The organism is Vreelandella halophila (assembly GCF_009856365.1).
Lineage (GTDB): Bacteria > Pseudomonadota > Gammaproteobacteria > Pseudomonadales > Oleiphilaceae > Halospina > Halospina utahensis_B.
Window position 1 is genome coordinate 1 of sequence record NZ_WMEX01000007.1, and the last position, 23,050, is coordinate 23,050.

Genomic DNA, 23,050 nt, shown 5'->3' on the forward strand with positions numbered 1-23,050 from the left:
GGAACCACCTGATCCCATGCCGAACTCAGAAGTGAAACCGCCCAGCGCCGATGGTAGTGTGGGAGATCCCATGTGAGAGTAGGTCATCGTCAGGCTCCTATACCCAAAGCCCCGCCGGCATCGCCGTGCGGGGCTTTTTTTTGTGTGTGATAAAAGTCTCATTCCCCGCAATCGTTCTCTCCCTGAACGGACTCCGCTGAAAAACTGCTGACTGATTCAAAGCATTGCCCGCCTGCCTGAGTATGCTGGATACAAGGAAATTCCCTCTCCCGTTTTCGGCTCAGGAGTTTGGCAATTGACGGACAGAACCCTGAAAACGTCCATGAGTCTGATGATGCTCTTGCTTGCCGGTGTGCCGTCAGCCTGGGCGTCCGGCATGGAGCCCATGAGCAACCGGGAAATGGCTGACGTCCGGGGGCAGGGAGTCGGGATCGTCATGGAGGACTTTCGCTTTGCACACGGTCATGATCCGGCCAACAACCAGACATTCCGGTTGAGCGGCATCACCAACCAGGCCGGAGAGGATGTCGAGGTACTGGTTGATCAGCTTTACATCGGAGGTGCTGGGAGCCAGCGGGGTGAGAGCCTGCAGACGGTCAACCTCGGGCGTCTGACCAACCCCTTCGGGATTGATCTGGTTGATGGTGATGGGATCGGCGGTGATGCAGCTGGTAAGGCGGTGTTTGAATACGCGGCTCCCGAGAAGGTTGCACAGGCTGAGGGCGTCGCCTGTCTGCCAGGTGGGGCGGACACCGGCTGCGTGAGTCGTGCGCCGAATGCGGATCAGAACATCCGGGGCGAACGCATGGATCTTGGTTTCGAGACAACGGTGCACTCTGGTACCGCTGTGGCGAAGTCGGTGAATATCCATGCCGAGAAGGCCGTTGTGGATGGCAGTTTCATCCAGCTATGGGGGGCGACGTCTGACGATAGCCGACAGCAGCTGCGCGGTCGCATCCAGACCAACTTCTACACGCCCAGCCTGACGGTCAGTGCCTGCGAGCAGGGCGGAACCAATTGCAACACCGAGATCGCCTTCAATGATTTCATGATGGAGCTCGCCCTGGGCAACGAGCATCAGCCGCTCTTCATGGGCGTTCTGGGCGTAGGCCAGGAAGTAAAAACGGATGGTAAGACCGTTGCCGGCCCCGGTAACTTCCGTCTCGAGCTGAAAGCCATCAACAACGCCCGATCGCCGGCCCCCATCAATGACGCGGGCGACGGCTCCAGCGATGATAATGCCACCTACGATTTCTACAGCGATTATTACACCAACGATGAATACCGCAGCGACATAGAAGTCGGCAGTCTGGAGGTCGGTGGCCAGGACATGGGATCAACCAGGATGAAGGGGATGCTGTTCCAGAAACTGGATGTGACCACGAGGAGCCTGGACTGATATGGCGATTCAGGGAAATAGCATACGCAGGTTCATGGTCACAGCTGTCGTTGCCCTCGGTTGTGCTTCAAACGCTGTGGCCGAGATGGAATCGATGAGTGACCAGGACCTCTCGGGAGTCAGTGGGCAGTATGGGGGCATGTCGCTCTCTGGCGATGTGACGTTCAATGAGTCCGGTGGTCCCCTTAAGGGGGAGGCTGTCGGGTTTGACTGCGGCGAGGGCGAGCGTTGTGGTGCCCGGATTGCCGCCCAGCTGAATCAGGGCGGTGGCTGGATTGTACTGGACGATCTGCAGGGAACCTTCGAGTTCATGGGGCTGACGCTGGCCACTCGGCTGATCAATGGGGACGATACGGGATTCGGGGGCGATGCAGGGGACTTCAACCGGGAAGTCATTGAGATCGGCCTGCCGGAGACAGCCCGTTTTACGGATTTCAGCTACACCATGGCAACCAGTTCAACGGCCCGCCCCGGCGATAGTGATTTCCGTCAGGTTGATCGCCTGACAGTGGAAATGGGGGGCGACATGACCCTGGACGGTAATGCATTGATCTTCCCTACGGAGCCCTGAGCCATGAAGAAACAGGTACTCCATCGCTGGTTTTCTGCAGCAGGGATGGCGCTCTACGCGGCAACGGGCCAGGTGTGTGCCATGGAAGCCATGAACGATGCGGAACTGGCCGGTGTCCAGGGGCAGGCGGGCGTTACCGTCGAAATGGCCCACAAGGCCTCCATGGATCGTTTCAGCTATTTCACCAATGACAACGGGATACATCTGGAGGACATTCGGGTCGGGTCTGCCTCCGATCCTGAAGGTCGGGCGAGAAGGGACTATGAACTCGATCTGCTGAACGATGGCAGCCTTGAGATCGGGCTGGATATACAGGATGAGCGTGTGTCTGTGGGTGGTGTCTCGCTGGATGACAGTGGCGCCCGGAGCATGGGGGCCTTCTGGATGGATCGTGATATGGATGGCTTCTTTCGCATTACTCCTGGTGGTGCGGGTGGCTCTGCTGATGGATACACCTTCAATTTCGATTACGCGTTGAGTAATGGCCGTTTCGGCTATCGCACGAATGGTCATCAGTTGTTTCTCGATGATGTATCCATGAATATCTCAACACCGGAAGGGGCCGGTCATACGCTTGATGTGATCGATGGAGCCATCCAGTACGTGGCGCCGACGGTTGGGGATATCACCATAGGAGCAGTCCGTTACGCTGAACAGTCGACCAACATTCGAGGCGATCAGAGCGCGCTCGCCAGCATGGGGTCTTTTGAAGCCGATTTCGATTTTATTACGGATTTCGAGATTCGTGGTGGTGGCGGTCGCCAGGGGGCCGAAGGGATACAGGTTAGCGCAGATACTACGCTCAATACCGCAAGCTTTCTTTACAGCACCAACGGTTATGGGCTGCTTTATCAGGGAATATCCGGGGCCTCCAGTGTCCAGGACCTTCGTATCGAAGTAGGGGAGGATTTCACGGAGGAGGGCCGTCAGGGACTGGCCTTTACCCTGAACGGGGCCAGCTCCAGGGCGGAAGGCAATCTCAGCATTGATGACATCCGGCTGGGTGTTGATGCCGGAACCCGGGATGGCGGACGCAGCGTCGGTTCCGTGAACTTCAGCTGGCTTTACGAGAACCAGACCATCAATGGGGCAACTTTCGCTAATCAGGTCTACCTGATGGCCGGAGGTCACCCGGATGCGGGCGACGAAGGGATGCGCTTCGCCTCTGAATGGAGCCTTGCGGATGCGGGGCTGACCTGGACGACCAACGGCAATTCTGTGCTTTTTGACGGGATACAGTCCTGGGGGCGCGGTGATGTGACTGTCAACGTCACGGGCAATGAGGCACTGGGGGGCACGCAGTTCTACAAAGGGCTTCGGGTTGGTTTTGATGGCATTTCCGGCGGCTACCGCATGGATGGGATTCGTGTCGGCTCCGAGGGCTCGGCAGAGGGAGCCGAGGTTCAGGCGGGAGCTGAGCTTCTGAGTGCCCTCGGGGTTTTCCGTTCCTTTGAATTCGGCAATATGGACGGGCAGTACACGCTGACTCCGGGCGGTCCGAATGGCGACGGGATCACCATCAACTCGGACCTCTATATCGAGGATGGCCGTATCGGGTCCCTGACCGAGGCGTCTGGCCAGGGCGTCTGGGCGGACGACCTGTCTTACGAGGGGCACATCCGGGATATGACGCTGGAAGTCGTTCAGAATGGTCTTCGTGTCGTGCAGGGAGAGGCATGGAGCACCATGGATGTGGGCAATCTGCGGGTAGGCGGCGCGGAAGATGGCGCCAGTTTCGGCCGCATCGTCTGGCAGCGCTACGGTCAGGACAGTGAGATGGTGATTACGGGGCCGGAAGGGCAGGAAGGGCTCAAACTGGCCCTTACGAGCATCTTCAGTGAGGCGGTGGGCGATAAGCGTAACCGCTTCCTGTGGGAGACTGGCCGGACCACGGATGCGGAGGGCAACCCCCAGAATGGAACCGGGATGCAGTTGGTGCTCGACAACATACACACGTCCGATGGACTGGGTGCCGGCAACAATGATTTCGGGGTCCAGACGGAGTTGACGGTCGACGTCCGTGAAGCGGATTCCGCTGATGGACTGCAACCAAGCTTCCATGTGAATACCCACACACGGTTCAGGGAGCTCAATGTCGGCCGTGTCAATCTTGTCCACAATGATGGCAGCGGCAACAGTTCCACGGCGACGGCGCTGCAGGGCGTCAGCATCCAGAACATGGATATGGAATCGAACCTGAACGCCACACCCATTCCCTGAGGTGTTCCTTTCCCCTGCTGTGTTGGTTACCTTAGCCGGATCAGGCAAGGAGACCACATGCATCCCTATCCTCTGATCCACCTGCTGGCCGATGGCCAGCTCCATTCCGGTACTGAACTTGCGGGGCGGCTGGGTGTGAGCCGGACCGCTGTCTGGAAACAGCTGCGCGGGCTTGAGGAAATCGGTCTGGACGTTGAGTCCGTCCGCGGCAAGGGCTATCGGCTGGCTGAACCGCTGGATCTGCTGTCCCGGGAGTCGATCGAGCCGGCTCTGGCGGGTCTGAAGCCTCAGCCCGAACTGGCGCTGGAGCCAGTCGTTGAATCAACGAACACCCTCCTCATGGGTCATTCCGGTTATTCAGGGGTTCCCCGCGTGTGTCTCGCCGAGCAGCAGTTAAAGGGGCGCGGTCGCCGGGGGCGGGGGTGGGTCAGTCCCTTCGCCCGCAACCTCTATCTCAGCGTCGGTGTGGAAACCGATGCCGGGCCCGCAGCGGTCCAGGGCGTAACGCTAAGGGCGGGCCTCGGGGCGGTCCGGGCCCTGGCGGGGCTTGGTATAGAGGGACTGGGGATCAAGTGGCCCAATGATCTTTGGCTCAATGGCCGCAAGGTGGCGGGCATTCTGACGGAGCTTCAGGGATCGGCCCAGGATGAACTCAGACTCGTGATCGGGCTGGGCCTGAATGTCTATATGACGGAATCGGAAACCGCGATTGACCAGCCCTGGACATCCCTGGCCAAAGAGGGGCAGGTGCCAGAGGGGGGGCGCAACCGTTTGGCTGTTGCATTGATTGAGGGAATCCTGGCCTCGGTGGTCGATCTCGGGTTCGGGCCGGATCCGGCCGTTCCCGCGGAGTGGGCACACTATGATGTGTTACGGGGCCGGCAGGTGGCCGTCAGGGGCAGGGATTGTCGAGGCATCGGTGATGGCATTGATGCGTCCGGGCAACTTCGGCTGCGGACGGCGGATGGCGAAGTGATACTCCTGAATGCCGGAGAGGTGAGTCTGGAGGTCCCGATTGATTCTGCAGGTTGATGCGGGGAATTCCCGGGTCCACTGGCGCTGTCTTGATATGGACCGCTTGGTCATCGCCCGGGGTGATCAGCCATGGGAGACGATCGGATCCGACGGCATTGCGGGCGTGGACTCTGACAGGCTGGCGTGGCTGGAGTTTGCCTCGGTTGCCGGCGACCGGGCCAATCAACTGAAAGCCAACCTGGTTTCCGGCAACCACGTGCGGGTTATGGAGTTTGCGGCTTCCCGCCGTCAGTGTGGTGTGGTCAATGCGTATAATGATCCCGCCCAGATGGGGGTTGATCGATGGCTGGCGATGCTTGGGGCGTACAGTACCTGGGAGGGCCCGATTACGGTTCTTGATGCCGGAACGGCGATCACCGTTGACCATGTGGACGCTTCGGGTAATCATCAGGGTGGCTATATCCTTCCAGGTGGGGCTCTCATGGCGCAGTCGCTTGGCGCGGGAACCTCGGGGGTGCGCCCGGAAGCGGTTGCCGGTGCCGACACTGCGCCCGGCATAACAACATCCGAGTGTGTTCATCACGGCATAGCCTGGCTCATGCAGGCCCTGGTGGCCCGAAGCGCTGATTACTGGCAGGGTCGTGGCACCATGATCGTGACCGGTGGGGATGCTGCGGCTGCAGCGTCGGGTTTGCCGCCGGAGCAGGTTGTAGAGCCGGACCTGGTGTTCCTGGGCATGGATGCGGTCATGGCTGAAGCCAGGGGCAGTCGCTGAAACACGGGAGTCTGGTGTGCGGATTCTTTTCGGGGTACTCGTTATCGCCAATCTGGCCGTCTTTCTGCTGGCCGCACGCCTGCCAGCACCGGAGTCGGGTAATGTGCCCAAGGCCAATATACCAAGGGTGGAACCGATCCGGACCATTGAAGCAAAAGAGGGTGTTGCAAAGCCGCCGCAAAATCCTTAGGATACTGCCCTCGCTGATTGGCGATACACAGCTGGTGTAGCTCAGCAGGCAGAGCAACTGACTTGTAATCAGTAGGTCGGGGGTTCGATTCCCTCCACCAGCTCCAGATCAGCACCGTTTTTAAGCAGAAGGCCTGCGGGTCGGCTGCGAGACGGAGGGGTTCCCGAGTGGTCAAAGGGATCAGACTGTAAATCTGACGCGAGAGCTTCGCAGGTTCGAATCCTGCCCCCTCCACCATATTTTGCGGGTGTCGTATAGTGGCTATTACCTCAGCCTTCCAAGCTGATGACGCGGGTTCGATTCCCGCCACCCGCTCCAGGTTGTCGAGGGCTCATGTAGCTCAGTGGTAGAGCACACCCTTGGTAAGGGTGAGGTCGGCGGTTCAAGTCCGCCCATGAGCTCCAGTTCTAAGGCTGAAGGCTGGCTGTAACATAACGAAGAAAGGCAACGGCGCGGGAGATAGGTCAAGTGTCTAAGGAAAAATTCGAAAGAGATAAGCCGCACATCAACGTGGGCACCATTGGTCACGTGGACCACGGCAAGACGACGCTGACGGCGGCGCTGACGCGCGTGAGTGCGGAAGTGTTCGGCGGTGAGGCGCGTGCGTTTGACCAGATCGACAACGCGCCGGAAGAGAAGAACCGCGGTATCACGATCGCGACCTCGCACGTGGAGTACGGTTCCGAGAGCCGTCACTACGCGCACGTTGACTGCCCCGGCCACGCTGACTATGTGAAGAACATGATCACGGGCGCGGCGCAGATGGACGGCGCGATCCTGGTGGTCTCCGCCGCTGACGGCCCGATGCCGCAGACGCGTGAGCACATCCTGCTGTCACGCCAGGTTGGCGTGCCGCACATCGTGGTGTTCCTCAACAAGGCCGACATGGTTGACGACGAGGAGCTGCTCGAGCTGGTTGAGATGGAAGTGCGGGAGCTGCTGAACGAGTACGACTTCCCGGGCGACGACACGCCGATCGTAACCGGCTCCGCGCTGATGGCGATGGAAGGCAAGGACGACAACGGCTACGGCACCACCGCGGTGGCGAACCTGATCAAGGAAATGGACGCGCACATTCCCGAGCCCGAGCGCGCCATCGATCAGCCGTTCCTGATGCCGATCGAGGACGTGTTCTCGATCTCCGGTCGCGGTACCGTTGTCACCGGCCGTGTTGAGCGCGGTGTGGTCAAGACCGGCTCCGAGGTGGAGATTGTGGGTCTGCGCGAGACGCAGAAGACCGTTTGCACCGGTGTTGAGATGTTCCGCAAGATGCTCGACGAGGGTCGTGCGGGTGAGAACATCGGCGCGCTGCTGCGTGGCACCAAGCGTGACGACGTTGAGCGTGGCCAGGTACTGGCCAAGCCGGGCAGCATTACGCCTCACACCAAGTTCGAGGGCGAGATCTACGTCCTGAGCAAGGACGAGGGTGGTCGTCATACGCCGTTCTTCACCGGCTATCGCCCGCAGTTCTACTTCCGGACCACGGACGTGACCGGCACCTGCGAGCTGCCGGAAGGCGTCGAGATGGTGATGCCGGGTGATAACGTGAAGCTGGTAGCCACGCTGATCGCGCCGATCGCGATGGAAGACGGGCTGCGCTTTGCGGTACGCGAAGGCGGCCGGACTGTCGGCGCAGGCGTGGTGACCAAGATTATCGAGTAATACAAAGTTTCGGTGCAGGCCAGTAGCTCAATTGGCAGAGCAGCGGTCTCCAAAACCGCAGGTTGGGGGTTCGATCCCCTCCTGGCCTGCCATTTATTTCGGCACCCACAAAGTTGAACCCTATGGAATCCAGTTCCAGAGAGGCGACGACCCGCTTTGACACCGCAAAGTGGGTCGTCGTTGTTGCTTTGGTGGCGGCAGGTGTAGCCGGCAACCATTACTACGGGGGCGAGTCGCTTCTTTACCGTACACTGGCGCTGGTGGCGCTGGCGCTTGTTGCCGGCGCTGTTGCGCTGCAGACGGGAAAGGGGCGTCAGCTGGCCCGGGTTATGAGAGAGGCCAAGGTCGAGATCCGCAAGGTGGTCTGGCCGACCCGTCAGGAGCTCCTTCAGACAACGGCCATTGTACTTGGCTTTGTGCTGCTGGTGGCATTGATCCTGTGGGGGATGGATTCTCTGGTGGCGTGGATTGTCTCAAGTTTGATCGGTTAACAGAGAGCGGCACATGGCGAAACGCTGGTACGTGATTCACGCCTATTCCGGCTTCGAAAAGCATGTCATGCGGTCCCTCAGGGAACGGGTGCAGCTCAACAACATGGACGATCTTTTCGGTGAGATTCTCGTGCCCACCGAAGAGGTCGTTGAAATGCGTGAAGGCAAGAAACGCAAGAGCGAGCGCAAGTTCTATCCGGGGTACGTGCTGGTCCAGATGGAGATGACCGACGAGACCTGGCACCTGGTCAAGAGTACTCCCAGGGTTATGGGTTTCATTGGCGGCACACCGGATAAGCCGGCACCGATCAGCGAGAAGGAGGCAGACGCCATTCTTCAGCGTGTCGAAACCGGCGCCGAGCAGCCCAAGCCCAAGACCCTGTTTGAGCCGGGCGAGATTGTCCGTGTCATCGAGGGTCCGTTTGCGGACTTTAATGGCGTGGTTGAGGAAGTCGACTACGACAAGAGCCGTGTCAAAGTAGCGGTTCTGATTTTCGGCCGGTCCACGCCGGTCGAACTGGAATTTGGCCAGGTCGAGAAAGACTGAAGGCCATCTGGAGAAGGGCACGTGGGCCTGTCAGGTGCCACGTGCCTTTCTGTCTCAACGGGGAGCCAGTAAGGCGTTTGAACCCATCAGGAGGTTATCGTGGCTAAGAAAATCGAAGCTTATATCAAGCTGCAGGTCGCCGCGGGCAAGGCCAATCCGAGTCCCCCCGTGGGTCCGGCTCTGGGTCAGCACGGCCTGAACATCATGGAGTTCTGCAAGGCATTCAACGCCGAAACGCAGGACATGGAGCCCGGACTGCCGACACCGGTAGTCATCACGGTCTACAGTGACCGCAGCTTCACCTTTGTCACCAAGACGCCGCCGGCGCCGGTGCTGCTCAAGAAGGCAGCAGGCATCTCTACCGGCTCGGGCAAGCCCAACACCGACAAGGTGGGCAAGGTGACCCGGGAACAGCTGGAAGAGATCGTGAAAGCCAAAGAGCCTGATCTGACGGCCGCTGATATGGACGCTGCAGTGCGTACCATTGCAGGCACGGCACGCAGTATGGGCCTGAATGTGGAGGGGCTCTGAGATGGCAAAACTGAGCAAGCGCCAGAAGCTGATCCGCGACAAGGTTGATCGTACCCGCGCCTACAGCGTGGATGAGGCGGTCGATATCCTGAAGGACCTTGATCAGTATACGAATTTCCAGGAATCCGTGGATCTGGCTGTGAATCTGGGCGTTGATGCCCGGAAATCCGACCAGGTGGTGCGTGGTTCCACTGTTCTCCCCAATGGCACGGGCAAGAGCGTGCGGATTGCCGTTTTCGCCCAGGGCGATAACGCGGACAAGGCGACTGAAGCCGGTGCCGATGTGGTCGGCATGGATGATCTGGCGGAACAGATCAAGGGCGGCGACCTGAACTTTGACGTGGTCATCGCCACGCCGGACGCCATGCGCGTTGTCGGTCAGCTGGGTCAGATCCTGGGTCCGCGCGGTCTGATGCCGAACCCCAAGGTCGGCACGGTGACCGCCGACGTGGAGACCGCTGTTGGCAACGCCAAGGCCGGTCAGGTCCGGTTCCGGACCGACAAGAAGGGTATTGTGCACTGCGGCGTTGGCAACGTCGGCTTCGATGCGCAGGCGATCCGCGAAAACGTGGAAGCGCTGCTGGGCGATCTGAAGAAGCTCAAGCCCTCCACGGCCAAGGGTATCTATCTCAAGAAGGTGACGCTGTCCTCCACTATGGGGCCAGGGCTTACCATTGATCAGTCAACACTGTCCATCTGACAGGTTGCAGAATACCGGGCACCGTAAGCGGTGCCCGCAGCAAGCTTTGTAGTCTGGGCGTGAGCCGGGCTGTCAAAGACCGCAGGTCCCCGAAGCCATCCGGTACAGGGGTTAAAGCAATGCCTGCGCAGACGGTGTAAGACGTTCTCTCCGAACAAAGACACCGTAAGGGCGCCCTCAGGGGCGTGAGTTGATCGCCGGTTCTGCCGGCACAACCTGAGGAGTAAAACCAGTGGCAATCCAACTCGAAGGCAAAAAGGCGATTGTCGCCGAAGTCAACGAGGCTGCCAGTGGTGCTTTGTCTGTTGTCCTTGCGGACTACCGGGGTGTGGACTCCGGCGATATGACCGCATTGCGCGCCAAGGCCCGTGAACAGAACGTTTACCTGCGGGTGGTTCGTAACACACTCGCCAAGCGTGCTGTCCAGGGAACCGACTTTGAGTGCGTGAGCGAGGTCCTCGCCGGCCCGACCCTGTTTGCATTTTCCATGGAGGATCCGGGTGCGGCTGCGCGCCTGCTCAAGGATTTTTCCAAGGAAAACGACAACTTTGAAATCAAGGCACTGGCCGTAGGTGGCGAGCTGCTGGGTGGCGAGCAGATTGATCGTCTGGCCAAGCTTCCGACGCGTGACGAAGCGCTGTCGCAGCTGGCGGGCACAATCCAGGCTCCGATCACCAAGCTGGCACGGACCTTCAACGAGGTTCCGTCCAAGGTTACCCGCGCGGTAGCTGCAGTTCGTGACCAGAAGAAAGAAGCAGCCTGATTGGTTTTTTATCATTTTTGAATCTGGAGAATAGTCATGGCTCTGTCTAAAGACGATATCCTTAATGCAATCGCTGAAATGAGCGTCATGGAAGTAGTTGAGCTCGTGGAAGCGATGGAAGAGAAATTCGGCGTTTCCGCTCAGGCTGCTGTTGCAGCAGCTCCGGCTGCGGCTGGTGGTGGTGACGAAGGCGGTGCTGCGGAAGAGCAGACCGAATTCGACATCGTCCTGACGTCTGGCGGTGAGAAGAAGGTCAACGTGATCAAGGTTGTTCGCGAACTGACAGGTCTCGGCCTGAAAGAAGCGAAAGCTCTGGTTGACGGCGCACCGGGCAACGTCAAGGAAGGCGCCAGCAAGGAAGAGGCGGACGACGCCAAGGCGAAGCTTGAGGAAGCAGGCGCCACTGTTGAGCTCAAATAACGGCTTCCATAGCCGTCCAGAGCGCTGAACCGCGAATTGGCTGGTGGCGTATGCCGCCGGCCTTTTCGCGTTATATGCAGGTCACCCGGATCCAGGATCCGGGTGCCCGGGCCCGACCCGGGACCCATCCCGGCTGACTGTTCGCAGGCCGGGTACACCAGTTATTGAGTCCGAAGCTGGGGAATGCAGATGACTTACTCCTACACCGAGAAAAAGCGAATCCGCAAAGAGTTTGGCAAGTTGCCGTCCGTCATGGATGTTCCGTTTCTGCTTGCAACGCAGATCGACTCCTACCGGGACTTTCTGCAACTTGAATCCGACGCGGATAATCGCAAGAACACGGGCTTGCATGCCGCGTTTCAGTCCGTTTTCCCGATTACCAGCTACTCGGGGAATGCAGCACTGGAGTATGTCAGCTATCGGCTCGGCGAGCCGGCATTTGACGTCAAGGAATGTCAGCTTCGGGGGGTGACCTACGCGGCACCGCTTCGCGTGAAAGTGCGCCTGGTCATCTATGACAAGGAATCGTCCAACAAGGCCGTGAAGGACATCAAGGAACAGGAAGTCTACATGGGCGAAATGCCCCTGATGACTGAAAACGGCACCTTCGTGGTCAACGGCACTGAGCGGGTGATTGTCTCCCAGCTTCATCGTTCGCCCGGTGTGTTCTTTGATCACGACAAGGGCAAGACCCACTCCTCCGGCAAGCTTCTCTATTCCGCCCGGGTGATTCCCTATCGTGGTTCCTGGCTGGATTTCGAGTTTGATCCCAGGGATTCCGTGTTCGTGCGCATCGACCGCCGGCGTAAGCTTCCGGCCACCATTCTGCTGCGCGCGCTGGGATATACTTCCGAGCAGATTCTGGAGCTGTTCTTCGACAACAGCCGCTTCACGCTCGGCAAGGAATCCTGCCGGCTTGAGCTCGTGCCCAGCCGGCTGCGTGGTGACATCGCCACGTTCGACATCATGGACCAGGAAGGCGGCGTCATTGTTGAGAGTGGCCGCCGGATTACCGCGCGCCACATCCGCCAGCTGGAGAAGGCGGGGGTTACCGAGCTTGAGGTTCCGCGTTCCTATCTCCACGGTCGTGTGGTTGCAAGGGACATGGTGGATGAGAGCACCGGTGAGGTGATTGTTGAGTGCAACACCGAACTCACCGAGGACCACCTGGAAAAGCTTGAGGAAGCGGGCATCCAGACAGTCGACACCATCTACACCAACGACCTCGACTGCGGACCGTTCATTTCCGATACGCTGCGGATTGACCCCTCGCGCAACCAGCTGGAAGCGCTGGTCGAGATCTATCGGATGATGCGTCCGGGTGAGCCGCCGACGAAGGAATCCGCTGAGACGCTGTTCAACAACCTGTTCTTCTCTGAAGAGCGCTATGATCTCTCTGCCGTTGGCCGGATGAAGCTCAACCGCCGTCTTGGACGCGAGGAGCTGGAAGGCTCCGGTGTTCTGGACGAGCAGGATATTGTGGATGTGCTGCGCACGCTCGTGGACATCCGTAACGGTAAGGGTGAAACGGACGACATCGACAACCTGGGCAACCGCCGCATCCGCTGTGTCGGTGAGATGGCCGAGAACCAGTTCCGTGTTGGCCTGGTGCGGGTCGAGCGCGCGGTGCGCGAGCGCCTGAGCCTGGCCGAAAGCGAAGGCCTGATGCCCCAGGACCTGATCAATGCCAAGCCGGTGGGGGCGGCAATCAAGGAGTTCTTCGGCTCCAGCCAGCTGTCGCAGTTCATGGACCAGAACAACCCGCTGTCCGAGGTGACTCACAAGCGCCGCGTTTCGGCACTTGGCCCGGGTGGTCTCACCCGTGAGCGGGCCGGCTTTGAGGTCCGGGACGTACACCCGACCCACTATGGCCGTGTGTGCCCGATCGAGACACCGGAAGGTCCGAACATCGGTCTGATCAATTCGCTGGCCACCTATACCCAGACCAACAAGTACGGCTTCCTGGAAAGCCCGTACCGCAAGGTTATCGACGGCCAGGTGACGGACGAGATCGTGTATCTGTCCGCGATCGAGGAGAGCAATTACATCATCGCCCAGGCCAGCGCCAAGCTGGATGACAGCGGCAAGCTCTCCGATGAGCTGGTTACGGTGCGGCATAAGAATGAATTCACCGTCATGCCGCCGGAGAAGGTCAACTTCATGGACGTCTCTCCGCGGCAGGTGGTGTCCGTTGCCGCCGCGATGATTCCGTTCCTGGAGCATGACGACGCCAACCGCGCCCTGATGGGTTCGAACATGCAGCGTCAGGCGGTTCCCACCCTGCGCGCGGATAAGCCGCTTGTGGGCACCGGCATGGAACGCACCGTGGCGAAAGACTCCGGTGTCTGTGTGACGGCTGAGCGTGGTGGCGTGATCGAAAGCGTCGACGCTTCCCGTGTCGTGGTCCGTGTTCGCGACGACGAGACCAGTGCCGGTGACGCGGGCGTTGATATCTACAACCTGGTGAAGTACACCCGTTCGAACCAGAACACCTGCAGCAACCAGCGGCCCATTGTGAACCGTGGTGATGAGGTTGAACGTGGCGATACGCTGGCCGATGGTCCGTCCGTGGATCTGGGCGAGCTGGCACTGGGCCAGAACATGCGCATCGCCTTCATGCCGTGGAACGGCTACAACTTCGAGGACTCCATCCTCATTTCCGAGCGCGTGGCTCAGGAAGACCGCCTGACCACCATCCACATCCAGGAGCTTACCTGTGTAGCCCGCGATACCAAGCTGGGCTCCGAGGAGATCAGCGCGGATATTCCGAACGTGGGTGAGCAGGCGCTGTCCAAGCTGGACGAATCCGGCATCGTATACATCGGTGCCGAAGTGGATGCTGGCGATATCCTGGTCGGCAAGGTCACGCCCAAGGGCGAGACGCAGCTCACACCGGAGGAAAAGCTCCTGCGCGCCATCTTTGGCGAGAAGGCATCCGACGTGAAGGACACCTCGCTGCGGATGCCCACCGGCAAGCGCGGTACCGTGATTGACGTCCAGGTCTTTACCCGCGACGGTGTCGAGAAGGACCAGCGTGCTCTGTCCATCGAGCAGGATGAGCTGAATGCCTTCCGGAAGGACCTGAAGGAAGAGTATCGCATCGTTGAGACGGCCACGTTTGAGCGTCTGACCAGTGCACTGGAGGGACAGACAGCCATCACCGGCCCGGGTGTGAAGAAAGGGGACACCCTGAGCGCGGATTACCTCAGCCAGCTCAGTTCCGACGATTGGTTCAAGCTGCGCATGCAGGACGATTCCCTGAATGACCTGCTGGAACGCGCCCAGGAACAGCTTGAAGAGCGGCGCCAGGACCAGGAGCAGCGCTTTGAGGTCAAGAAGGAGAAGATCCAGCAGGGCGACGACCTGGCCCCGGGCGTACTCAAGATCGTGAAGGTCTATATGGCGGTCAAGAGTCGCATCCAGGCGGGTGACAAGATGGCCGGCCGCCACGGTAACAAGGGTGTGATCTCCGCGATCATGCCGACTGAGGACATGCCGTTCGATGAGCAGGGCGAGCCGGTGGATGTGGTTCTGAACCCGCTGGGTGTGCCCTCCCGGATGAACGTCGGGCAGGTGCTTGAGACCCATCTGGGCGCGGCTGCGCGCGGGCTGGGTGACAAGATCAACACCATGCTCGAGCAGCAGAAGAAAGTGGGCGAGATCCGGAAGTTCCTCGACGAGGTCTATAACGGTACCGACACACCGGAAGTCAAGCTCGATGAGTTGAGTGACGACGAGATCATCACCATGGCCAACAACCTGCGTGGTGGCGTACCAATGGGTACAGCGGTGTTTGACGGTGCCAACGAGGCCGAGATCAAGAAGATGCTTGAGCTCGCGGACATGGATACCAGCGGCCAGATCAAGCTGTTCGATGGCCGCACCGGTGACGGCTTCGACCGGCCGGTGACCGTGGGCTACATGTACATGCTCAAGCTCAACCATCTGGTTGAGGACAAGATGCACGCCCGTGCGACCGGTTCCTACAGTCTGGTGACCCAGCAGCCGCTGGGCGGTAAGGCGCAGTTCGGTGGCCAGCGCTTCGGGGAGATGGAGGTCTGGGCCCTGGAAGCCTATGGCGCCGCCTACACCCTGCAGGAAATGCTGACCGTGAAGTCCGACGACGTGAACGGCCGCACCAAGATGTACAAGAACATTGTCGATGGTGACCATCGTATGGAGCCGGGCATGCCCGAATCCTTCAATGTTCTGGTCAAGGAAATCCGGTCGCTCGGCCTCGATATCGATCTCGAGACGGACTGACCCGAAACCTGTTTGGCAGCGACGGCGGTGGCACAGCGCCACCGCCAGTGATTAACGCTCCGGAGCCAATATTATGAAAGACCTGCTCAACCTGCTGAAGAACCAGAATCAGAAACAGGAATTTGATTCCATCCGGATTGGCCTCGCTTCTCCGGAAATGATCCGTTCCTGGTCCTTTGGGGAAGTCAAGAAACCGGAAACGATCAACTACCGGACCTTCAAGCCGGAACGCGACGGCCTGTTCTGTGCCAAGATCTTCGGGCCGGTCAAGGACTACGAGTGCCTGTGCGGCAAGTACAAGCGCCTCAAGCATCGTGGTGTAATCTGTGAGAAGTGCGGTGTCGAGGTTGCCCTGGCAAGCGTTCGCCGTGAACGCATGGGCCATATCGAGCTGGCGAGCCCGGTGGCTCACATCTGGTTCCTGAAGTCCCTGCCGTCGCGCATTGGTCTCCTGCTGGATATGACCCTGCGCGATATTGAGCGCGTGCTGTACTTCGAATCCTTCATCGTCATCGAGCCGGGCATGACCACCCTGGAGCGTGGCCAGTTGCTCAACGACGAGCAGTACTACGAGGCGCTCGAGGAATTCGGTGACGAGTTCGATGCCCGCATGGGCGCGGAAGCCGTGAAGGAGTTGCTGGGCGACATCAATCTCGGTGAGGAAATCGAGAAGCTGCGCGAAGATATTCCGCAGACGGCTTCCGAGACCAAGATCAAGAAGCTCTCAAAGCGCCTGAAGCTGATGGAGGCGTTCTACTACTCCGGGAACAACCCACAGTGGATGATCATGGAAGTGCTGCCGGTGCTGCCGCCGGACCTGCGTCCGTTGGTTCCGCTGGATGGCGGCCGCTTTGCCACCTCCGACCTGAACGATCTCTATCGCCGGGTGATCAACCGTAACAACCGCCTCAAGCGTCTGCTTGAGCTCAATGCGCCGGATATCATCGTTCGCAACGAGAAGCGGATGCTGCAGGAGTCCGTGGACGCGCTGCTGGACAACGGCCGTCGTGGCCGGGCCATTACCGGTTCCAACAAGCGCCCGCTCAAGTCCCTCGCGGACATGATCAAGGGCAAGCAGGGCCGTTTCCGCCAGAACCTGCTGGGCAAGCGTGTGGACTACTCCGGTCGTTCCGTGATCGTGGTCGGTCCGTACCTCAAGCTCCACCAGTGCGGTATCCCGAAGAAGATGGCGCTGGAGCTGTTCAAGCCGTTCATCTTCTCCAAGCTCGAGCATCGCGGCCACGCCACCACCATCAAGGCGGCCAAGAAGATGGTTGAGCGTGAGGAAGGCCTGGTCTGGGACATTCTGGAAGAGGTCATCCGGGAGCACCCAGTCCTGCTGAACCGCGCACCGACGCTTCACCGTCTGGGCATCCAGGCGTTTGAGCCGGTGCTCATCGAAGGCAAGGCCATCCAGCTTCACCCGCTGGTCTGCGCGCCCTATAACGCGGACTTTGACGGTGACCAGATGGCGGTTCACCTGCCGCTGACGCTGGAATCCCAGCTTGAGGCGCGGGCACTGATGATGTCCACCAATAACGTGCTGTCGCCGGCCAACGGCGAGCCCATCATCGTGCCTTCCCAGGACGTGGTTCTGGGCCTGTACTACATGACGCGCGAGCGTCTCCGTGCCGCGGGTGAAGGTCGCATCTTCGGTGACCTCGACGAGGTCGAGCGCGCCTTTGGCGCCGGTGAGGTGGATCTGCAGGCGAAGGTCCGCGTGCGTGTCACCGAGGTTGATCTCGATGACGAGACCGGTGAGCGTCACGTACAGACCAGCATTCAGGACACCACTGTGGGTCGGGCGATGCTGTACAACATCACGCCGGAGGGGCTGCCGTTCAGCCTGGTCAATCAGGCCATGGCCAAGAAGCAGATCTCGAAGCTGATCAACGCCTGTTACCGCGAAGTAGGCCTTAAGGAAACGGTGGTCTTTGCCGACCAGCTGATGTACACCGGTTTCCACTATTCCACCGTCTCCGGCTGCTCCATCGGCGTGAACGACTTTGAGGTCCCTGACGAAAAGTACACGCTGATTGAGGAAGCCGAATCCGAGGTCATGGAGATCGAGCAGCAGTTCGCTTCCGGTCTCCTGACTCAGGGCGAGAAGTACAACAAGGTGATCGACATCTGGGCCCGGGCCAACGACCAGGTCTCAAACGCCATGATGGACCGCCTGAGCAAGGAGCAGGTCATCACGCCTGAGGGCGAAGTGGCGAAGGATGAGAACGGCGAGGAGCTGACCCAGGAGTCGTTCAACTCGGTGTACATCATGGCCGACTCGGGCGCCCGTGGCTCTCCTGCGCAGATCCGGCAGCTTTCCGGTATGCGCGGTCTGATGGCCAAGCCGGATGGTTCGATCATCGAGACTCCCATCACGGCTAACTTCCGTGAGGGTCTGAACGTACTGCAGTACTTCATTTCGACCCACGGTGCACGTAAGGGTCTGGCGGATACGGCCCTGAAAACAGCCAACTCCGGTTACCTGACGCGCCGTCTGGTGGATGTCTCCCAGGATCTGGTCGTGACCGAGGAAGATTGCGATACGGATGACGGCATCCTGATGACGCCGCTGGTTGAAGGCGGTGACGTGGTCGTACCGCTGGGCGACCGGGTCCTTGGTCGTGTGACCGCGAAGGACGTATTCACCCCGGGTGATAAGAAGAACCCGGTGGTCGAGGCCGGTACCCTGCTGGACGAGAAGCTGGTTGACAAGGTTGAGCGTGCTGGCGTGGACGAGGTATGGGTCCGCTCGGCGATCACCTGTCACACGCGTTATGGCATCTGCTCGAAGTGCTACGGTCGCGATCTGGCGCGCGGGCATCAGGTCAACGTGGGCGAAGCCGTTGGCGTCATGGGCGCGCAGTCGATCGGCGAGCCGGGTACCCAGCTGACGATGCGTACCTTCCATATCGGTGGTGCGGCAAGTCGGGCTTCCGCTACGGACAACATTCAGGTCAAGCACGGTGGCAAGGTCCGTCTGCACAACCTGAAGTCCATCGAGAAGAGTGATGGCACCCAGGTGGTGGTTACCCGTTCCTCCGCTCTGGCGATTGCGGACGAACACGGGCGTGAACGTGAGTGGTACAAGCTGCCCTATGGCGCCGTCCTTGAGGTGAGCGAAGGGGCAGAGGTGGAAGCCGGTACAGTGGCGGCGAAGTGGGATCCCCACACGCACCCCGTTATCGCCGAAGCAGAGGGCAAGGTGCGCCTGCTCAACATTGAAGAAAACATCACGGTCCGCACCCAGACTGATGAGCTCACCGGGCTGTCGACGATCGAGGTGATGGATCCCAACGATCGGCCGGCCTCCGGTAAGGATCTGCGGCCGGCTGTTGAAGTGGTAGACGGCAACGGTGAGCCGGTCACCCTGGCGGGTGGTTCGCCGGCGCATTATTCGCTGCCGGCCAACGCGCTGGTAACGCTGCGCGAAGGCGATACCATGGAAATGGGCGACGTCATTGCCCGGATTCCGCAGGAAACCACCGGCACACGCGACATCACCGGTGGTCTGCCGCGGGTCGCGGACCTGTTCGAAGCGCGCAAACCCAAGGATCCGGCTATTTTGGCCGAGGTCAGCGGTGTTGTTTCCTTCGGCAAGGAAACCAAGGGCAAGAAGCGCCTGGTCATCACACCGAAGGACGGCGACCCCTACGAAACGCTGATTCCGAAGTGGCGTCAGCTGAACGTCTTTGAGGGTGAAACCGTGGAGCAGGGCGAGGTCATCTCCGATGGTCCGTCCAACCCGCACGACATCCTGCGGCTGCTGGGGATCACCGAGCTGGCGAAGTACATCACCAACGAGATCCAGGATGTGTACCGTCTGCAGGGCGTGGGCCTGAACGACAAGCACATCGAGGTGATCTGCCGGCAGATGCTGCGCAAGGTTGAGATCCAGGATTCCGGTGACACCCGTTTCATCGCCGGTGACCAGGTTGAGTACACCCATGTGATGGAAGAGAACGAGCGGATGGAAGCCGAAGGCAAGATCCCGGCGAAGTTCCAGCGTGAACTGCTGGGCATCACCAAGGCTTCGCTGGCAACCGACTCCTTCATTTCCGCGGCGTCCTTCCAGGAGACGACGCGGGTACTGACCGAAGGTGCGGTTACCGGCAAGCGCGACTACCTGCGCGGTCTCAAGGAGAACGTTGTGGTCGGTCGCCTGATCCCGGCGGGTACCGGTCTGGCGTACCACGAGGAGCGCCGCCGTCGCCGCGAGGAGGCAGAGCAGCAGGTCAGCGCCGACGATGTTGTCGAGGCACTGAGTGCAGAGCTCAATAAGTAACCAGTTATCTTGACTGGAAGAGGGCTCGCACTTAAACTTGCGGCCCTCGCTGAACCGCCCAGACAGGGCGAAAACCGTCTGAAAACCGGAGTTAGTCTAGATGGCAACCATTAACCAGTTGGTTCGAAAGCCGCGTAAGCGCCGGGCTGCGAAAACCGACGTACCGGCGCTGCAGGCCTGCCCGCAGCGTCGTGGCGTTTGTACCCGTGTCTACACCACGACCCCGAAGAAGCCGAACTCGGCCCTTCGTAAGGTCTGTCGTGTGCGGCTGACGAACGGCTACGAGGTGGCATCCTACATCGGCGGTGAAGGCCACAACCTGCAGGAGCACAGTGTGGTCCTGATTCGTGGTGGCCGGGTCAAGGACCTGCCGGGTGTGCGCTATCACACCGTGCGAGGCACGCTTGACACCCAGGGTGTACAGGATCGTCGCCAGGGCCGTTCCAAGTACGGTACCAAGCGTCCGAAGTCCTGATCGGGATTTCGGTTTCAACAACAGTGATTCAGCAGGCTTTCTTTTATCGCCGGCAGTCGGTCGCTACGGATCGTCGGTGCCGATAAGAGTAAGGCCGGGTGGCGTCAGTGGGCGCATCATTCCGGAGCAACCTGAAGACCTGACAACTTTTACCTGAGGGCTTATCGATGCCAAGAAGACGCATTGCAACGAAGCGGGAGATCATCCCGGATCCGAAGTTCAACAGTGAACGACTGGCCAAGTTCATCAACCATGTGATGGAACATGGCAAGAAAGCGGTCGCCGAGCGTATTGTGTACGGCGCGCTGGACATTGTTGCGGAAAAGACCAACCAGGAGCCGCTCGAAGTTTTCGAGACCGCCCTGGAGAATATCCAGCCCATGGTCGAGGTGAAATCCCGCCGTGTTGGTGGTGCGACCTACCAGGTTCCGGTTGAGGTAAGGCCGTCACGCCAGGTGGCGCTGGCCATGCGCTGGCTGGTGGATTTCTCCCGGAAGCGGGGCGAAAAGTCCATGGTTCAGCGCCTCGCGGGCGAAATCCTTGATGCGGCCGGCAGCAAGGGTGCGGCGGTCAAGAAACGGGAAGACGTGCACCGTATGGCCGAGGCCAACAAAGCCTTCTCCCATTACCGCTTCTAATCGACCGAGGTATCTGACGTGGCACGTAAAACACCGATCAAAAGTTACCGCAATATCGGCATCTGCGCCCACGTGGACGCCGGTAAGACAACCGCAACCGAGCGGATCCTGTATTACACCGGTCGCAGCCACAAGATGGGTGAGACGCACGACGGTGCATCCACAACCGACTGGATGTCCCAGGAGCAGGAACGCGGGATTACCATTACCTCTGCGGCCGTAACCGCCTTCTGGCGTGGTATGGACCAGCAGTATAATGAGCACCGGATCAACATCATCGATACCCCCGGGCACGTTGATTTCACCATCGAGGTGGAGCGTTCCCTTCGGGTGCTCGACGGTGCTGTGGTGGTCTTCTGTGGCACCTCCGGCGTCGAGCCCCAGTCCGAGACGGTCTGGCGCCAGGCGGATAAGTATCACGTCCCGCGGCTGGTCTTCGTCAACAAGATGGACCGTGCCGGTGCGAACTTCTCCCGCGTCGTGGATCAGATCCGCGAGCGGCTGGGTTCCAGTACAGTACCGATTCAGCTGCCGATCGGCGCCGAGGACAACTTCCAGGGCGTGATCGACCTCATGCGGATGAAGGCGATCTACTGGAATGAAGCCGACCAGGGGATGACCTACGAACAGACCGAGATCCCGGACGAGCTCAAGGAAGAAGCAGAGGCCGCGCGTGAGGCCATGGTTGAGGCGGCTGCCGAGGCCAATGAAGAGCTCATGGAGACCTATCTCGAGAAGGGTGAGCTCAGCGATGACGAGATCAAGAAGGGTCTGCGTACGCGCTGTCTCGAGAATGACATCGTGCTTGCGACGTGCGGTTCGGCATTTAAGAACAAGGGCATACAGGCGCTGCTCGACAACGTTCTGGAATTCCTGCCGGCACCGGATGAGGTCAGGGCGATTACAGGCGTGGTCGATGACGACGGCACAGAGGAAACGCGTTCGGCCGACGACGATGCGCCGTTTGCGGCACTGGCGTTCAAGATCGCGACCGACCCGTTCATGGGCACGCTGACGTTCTTCCGTGTCTACTCCGGCAAGCTGGAAACCGGCACTGCCATCTACAACGCCAGCAAGCAGAAGAAAGAGCGTGTGGGCCGGATGGTCCAGATGCACGCCAATGACCGCGAAGAGATCAAGGAAGTGTTCTCCGGTGATATTGCGGCTGCCATTGGCCTCAAGAACATCACCACTGGTGACACGCTGTGCGATGAGAAGCACAAGATCGAACTTGAGCGCATGGAGTTCCCGGAGCCGGTTATCTCGGTTGCGGTTGAGCCCAAGTCCAAGGCTGAACAGGAGAAGATGGGGACGGCTCTGGGCAAGCTGGCTCAGGAGGATCCGTCTTTCCGCGTCTATACCGACGAGGAGTCCGGTCAGACCATCATCTCCGGCATGGGCGAGCTCCATCTCGACGTAATCGTCGACCGCCTCAAGCGCGAGTTCAAGGTCGAGGCGAACATCGGTAAGCCGCAGGTGGCCTACCGTGAGTGCATCCGTAAGCCGGTCGAGGTCGAAGGCAAGTTCGTCCGCCAGTCCGGTGGTCGCGGTCAGTATGGCCACGTCTGGATCAAGCTGGAGCCGCTGCCTCTGGATGACGAGGATTCCCCCACGTTCCTGTTTGAGAACAAGATCGTTGGTGGTGTGGTTCCCAAGGAATACGTTCCCGCCGTGCAGCAGGGTATCGAGCAGCAGATGCAGACCGGTGTTCTCGCCGGCTATCCCATCCTCGGTGTCAAGGCGACCCTGTTTGATGGCTCGTATCACGATGTGGACTCCAACGAGATGGCGTTCAAGGTCGCCGGTTCCATGGCGATGAAGCAGGGTGCACTGGATGCATCGCCCGCGCTGCTTGAGCCCATCATGAAAGTTGAGGTTGTGACGCCCGAGGAGTTCATGGGGGACGTTGTAGGCGACCTGAACCGTCGCCGTGGTCTGGTCCAGGGCATGGAGGATACTCCGGCAGGCAAGGTGATCCGCGCCGAGGTACCGCTTTCCGAGATGTTCGGCTATGCGACGGACCTGCGTTCCGCGACCCAGGGGCGCGCCTCTTACGTGATGGAGTTCCACAATTACGGGGAAGCGCCGACCAGCATCGCGCAAGAGATCATGAACAAGAACTGATTGAAACGACAGAACAGAGCG

The 23,050-nt window shown here is 59.8% G+C and carries 17 protein-coding genes, 5 tRNA genes and 1 rRNA gene; all 23 read left to right on the forward strand.

Translation table 11 applies throughout. The annotated features are described in order from the left end of the window. A 5S ribosomal RNA gene (rrf, locus tag GLW01_RS12290) occupies positions 1 to 95 on the forward strand; the annotation flags it as partial. A gap of 200 nt (positions 96 to 295) precedes the next feature. Then, positions 296 to 1,399 (forward strand): hypothetical protein, encoded by a 1,104-nt coding sequence (locus GLW01_RS12295; protein ID WP_160899244.1) that lies wholly within the window; start codon positions 296 to 298, stop codon positions 1,397 to 1,399. 94 nt (positions 1,400 to 1,493) lie between these two features. Then, positions 1,494 to 1,970: a hypothetical protein gene (locus GLW01_RS12300; protein ID WP_202405714.1), complete on the forward strand. Its 477-nt coding sequence runs from the start codon at positions 1,494 to 1,496 to the stop codon at positions 1,968 to 1,970. A gap of 3 nt (positions 1,971 to 1,973) precedes the next feature. Beyond that, positions 1,974 to 4,190 carry a DUF6160 family protein gene (locus GLW01_RS12305; RefSeq protein ID WP_160899245.1) on the forward strand — a complete coding sequence of 739 codons (2,217 nt, stop codon included), beginning with the start codon at positions 1,974 to 1,976 and terminating at the stop codon, positions 4,188 to 4,190. 57 nt (positions 4,191 to 4,247) lie between these two features. Continuing rightward, on the forward strand, positions 4,248 to 5,222 hold the full coding sequence (locus GLW01_RS12310) for a biotin--[acetyl-CoA-carboxylase] ligase (RefSeq protein WP_160899246.1): 975 nt from the start codon (positions 4,248 to 4,250) through the stop codon (positions 5,220 to 5,222). Next, entirely contained in the window at positions 5,206 to 5,940 is a 735-nt protein-coding gene (locus GLW01_RS12315; protein ID WP_160899247.1) for a type III pantothenate kinase, read from the forward strand. Before GLW01_RS12310 ends, GLW01_RS12315 begins: the two co-directional genes overlap by 17 nt. Positions 5,941 to 6,160: 220 nt before the next feature. Then, a tRNA-Thr gene (locus GLW01_RS12320) sits at positions 6,161 to 6,236 on the forward strand. A 47-nt stretch (positions 6,237 to 6,283) separates the two neighbouring features. Next, a tRNA-Tyr gene (locus tag GLW01_RS12325) sits at positions 6,284 to 6,367 on the forward strand. Between the two features lie 6 nt (positions 6,368 to 6,373). Further along, positions 6,374 to 6,448: transfer RNA gene (locus tag GLW01_RS12330), tRNA-Gly, on the forward strand. Between the two features lie 11 nt (positions 6,449 to 6,459). Next, positions 6,460 to 6,534, forward strand: a tRNA-Thr gene (locus GLW01_RS12335). Between the two features lie 64 nt (positions 6,535 to 6,598). After that, positions 6,599 to 7,792, forward strand: a complete 1,194-nt coding sequence (gene tuf / locus GLW01_RS12340; protein ID WP_077528630.1) for an elongation factor Tu — start codon at positions 6,599 to 6,601, stop codon at positions 7,790 to 7,792. Between the two features lie 16 nt (positions 7,793 to 7,808). Next, positions 7,809 to 7,884, forward strand: a tRNA-Trp gene (locus GLW01_RS12345). A gap of 30 nt (positions 7,885 to 7,914) precedes the next feature. Further along, positions 7,915 to 8,283, forward strand: coding sequence for a preprotein translocase subunit SecE (secE, locus tag GLW01_RS12350; RefSeq protein WP_077529300.1), 369 nt, complete (start codon positions 7,915 to 7,917; stop codon positions 8,281 to 8,283). Positions 8,284 to 8,296: 13 nt separating this feature from the next. Continuing rightward, a complete protein-coding gene (gene nusG / locus GLW01_RS12355) occupies positions 8,297 to 8,830 on the forward strand; it encodes a transcription termination/antitermination protein NusG (protein WP_077529299.1) in 534 nt (177 codons plus the stop codon). Between the two features lie 99 nt (positions 8,831 to 8,929). After that, a complete protein-coding gene (gene rplK / locus GLW01_RS12360) occupies positions 8,930 to 9,361 on the forward strand; it encodes a 50S ribosomal protein L11 (protein WP_077529298.1) in 432 nt (143 codons plus the stop codon). 1 nt (position 9,362) lies between these two features. After that, positions 9,363 to 10,061: a 50S ribosomal protein L1 gene (gene rplA, locus GLW01_RS12365; RefSeq protein ID WP_151440459.1), complete on the forward strand. Its 699-nt coding sequence runs from the start codon at positions 9,363 to 9,365 to the stop codon at positions 10,059 to 10,061. Between the two features lie 232 nt (positions 10,062 to 10,293). Then, on the forward strand, positions 10,294 to 10,824 hold the full coding sequence (gene rplJ, locus GLW01_RS12370) for a 50S ribosomal protein L10 (RefSeq protein WP_077529296.1): 531 nt from the start codon (positions 10,294 to 10,296) through the stop codon (positions 10,822 to 10,824). A 36-nt stretch (positions 10,825 to 10,860) separates the two neighbouring features. After that, a complete protein-coding gene (rplL, locus tag GLW01_RS12375) occupies positions 10,861 to 11,244 on the forward strand; it encodes a 50S ribosomal protein L7/L12 (RefSeq protein ID WP_095618803.1) in 384 nt (127 codons plus the stop codon). A 189-nt stretch (positions 11,245 to 11,433) separates the two neighbouring features. Then, positions 11,434 to 15,507 carry a DNA-directed RNA polymerase subunit beta gene (gene rpoB, locus GLW01_RS12380; RefSeq protein WP_160899248.1) on the forward strand — a complete coding sequence of 1,358 codons (4,074 nt, stop codon included), beginning with the start codon at positions 11,434 to 11,436 and terminating at the stop codon, positions 15,505 to 15,507. A gap of 73 nt (positions 15,508 to 15,580) precedes the next feature. Next, positions 15,581 to 19,792: a DNA-directed RNA polymerase subunit beta' gene (rpoC, locus tag GLW01_RS12385; protein WP_160899249.1), complete on the forward strand. Its 4,212-nt coding sequence runs from the start codon at positions 15,581 to 15,583 to the stop codon at positions 19,790 to 19,792. A 100-nt stretch (positions 19,793 to 19,892) separates the two neighbouring features. Next, positions 19,893 to 20,267, forward strand: a complete 375-nt coding sequence (rpsL, locus tag GLW01_RS12390) for a 30S ribosomal protein S12 (protein WP_151440456.1) — start codon at positions 19,893 to 19,895, stop codon at positions 20,265 to 20,267. A gap of 167 nt (positions 20,268 to 20,434) precedes the next feature. Continuing rightward, on the forward strand, positions 20,435 to 20,905 hold the full coding sequence (gene rpsG / locus GLW01_RS12395) for a 30S ribosomal protein S7 (protein WP_151440455.1): 471 nt from the start codon (positions 20,435 to 20,437) through the stop codon (positions 20,903 to 20,905). Between the two features lie 18 nt (positions 20,906 to 20,923). Then, positions 20,924 to 23,029 (forward strand): elongation factor G, encoded by a 2,106-nt coding sequence (fusA, locus tag GLW01_RS12400; RefSeq protein ID WP_151440454.1) that lies wholly within the window; start codon positions 20,924 to 20,926, stop codon positions 23,027 to 23,029. Positions 23,030 to 23,050: the final 21 nt, after the last annotated feature.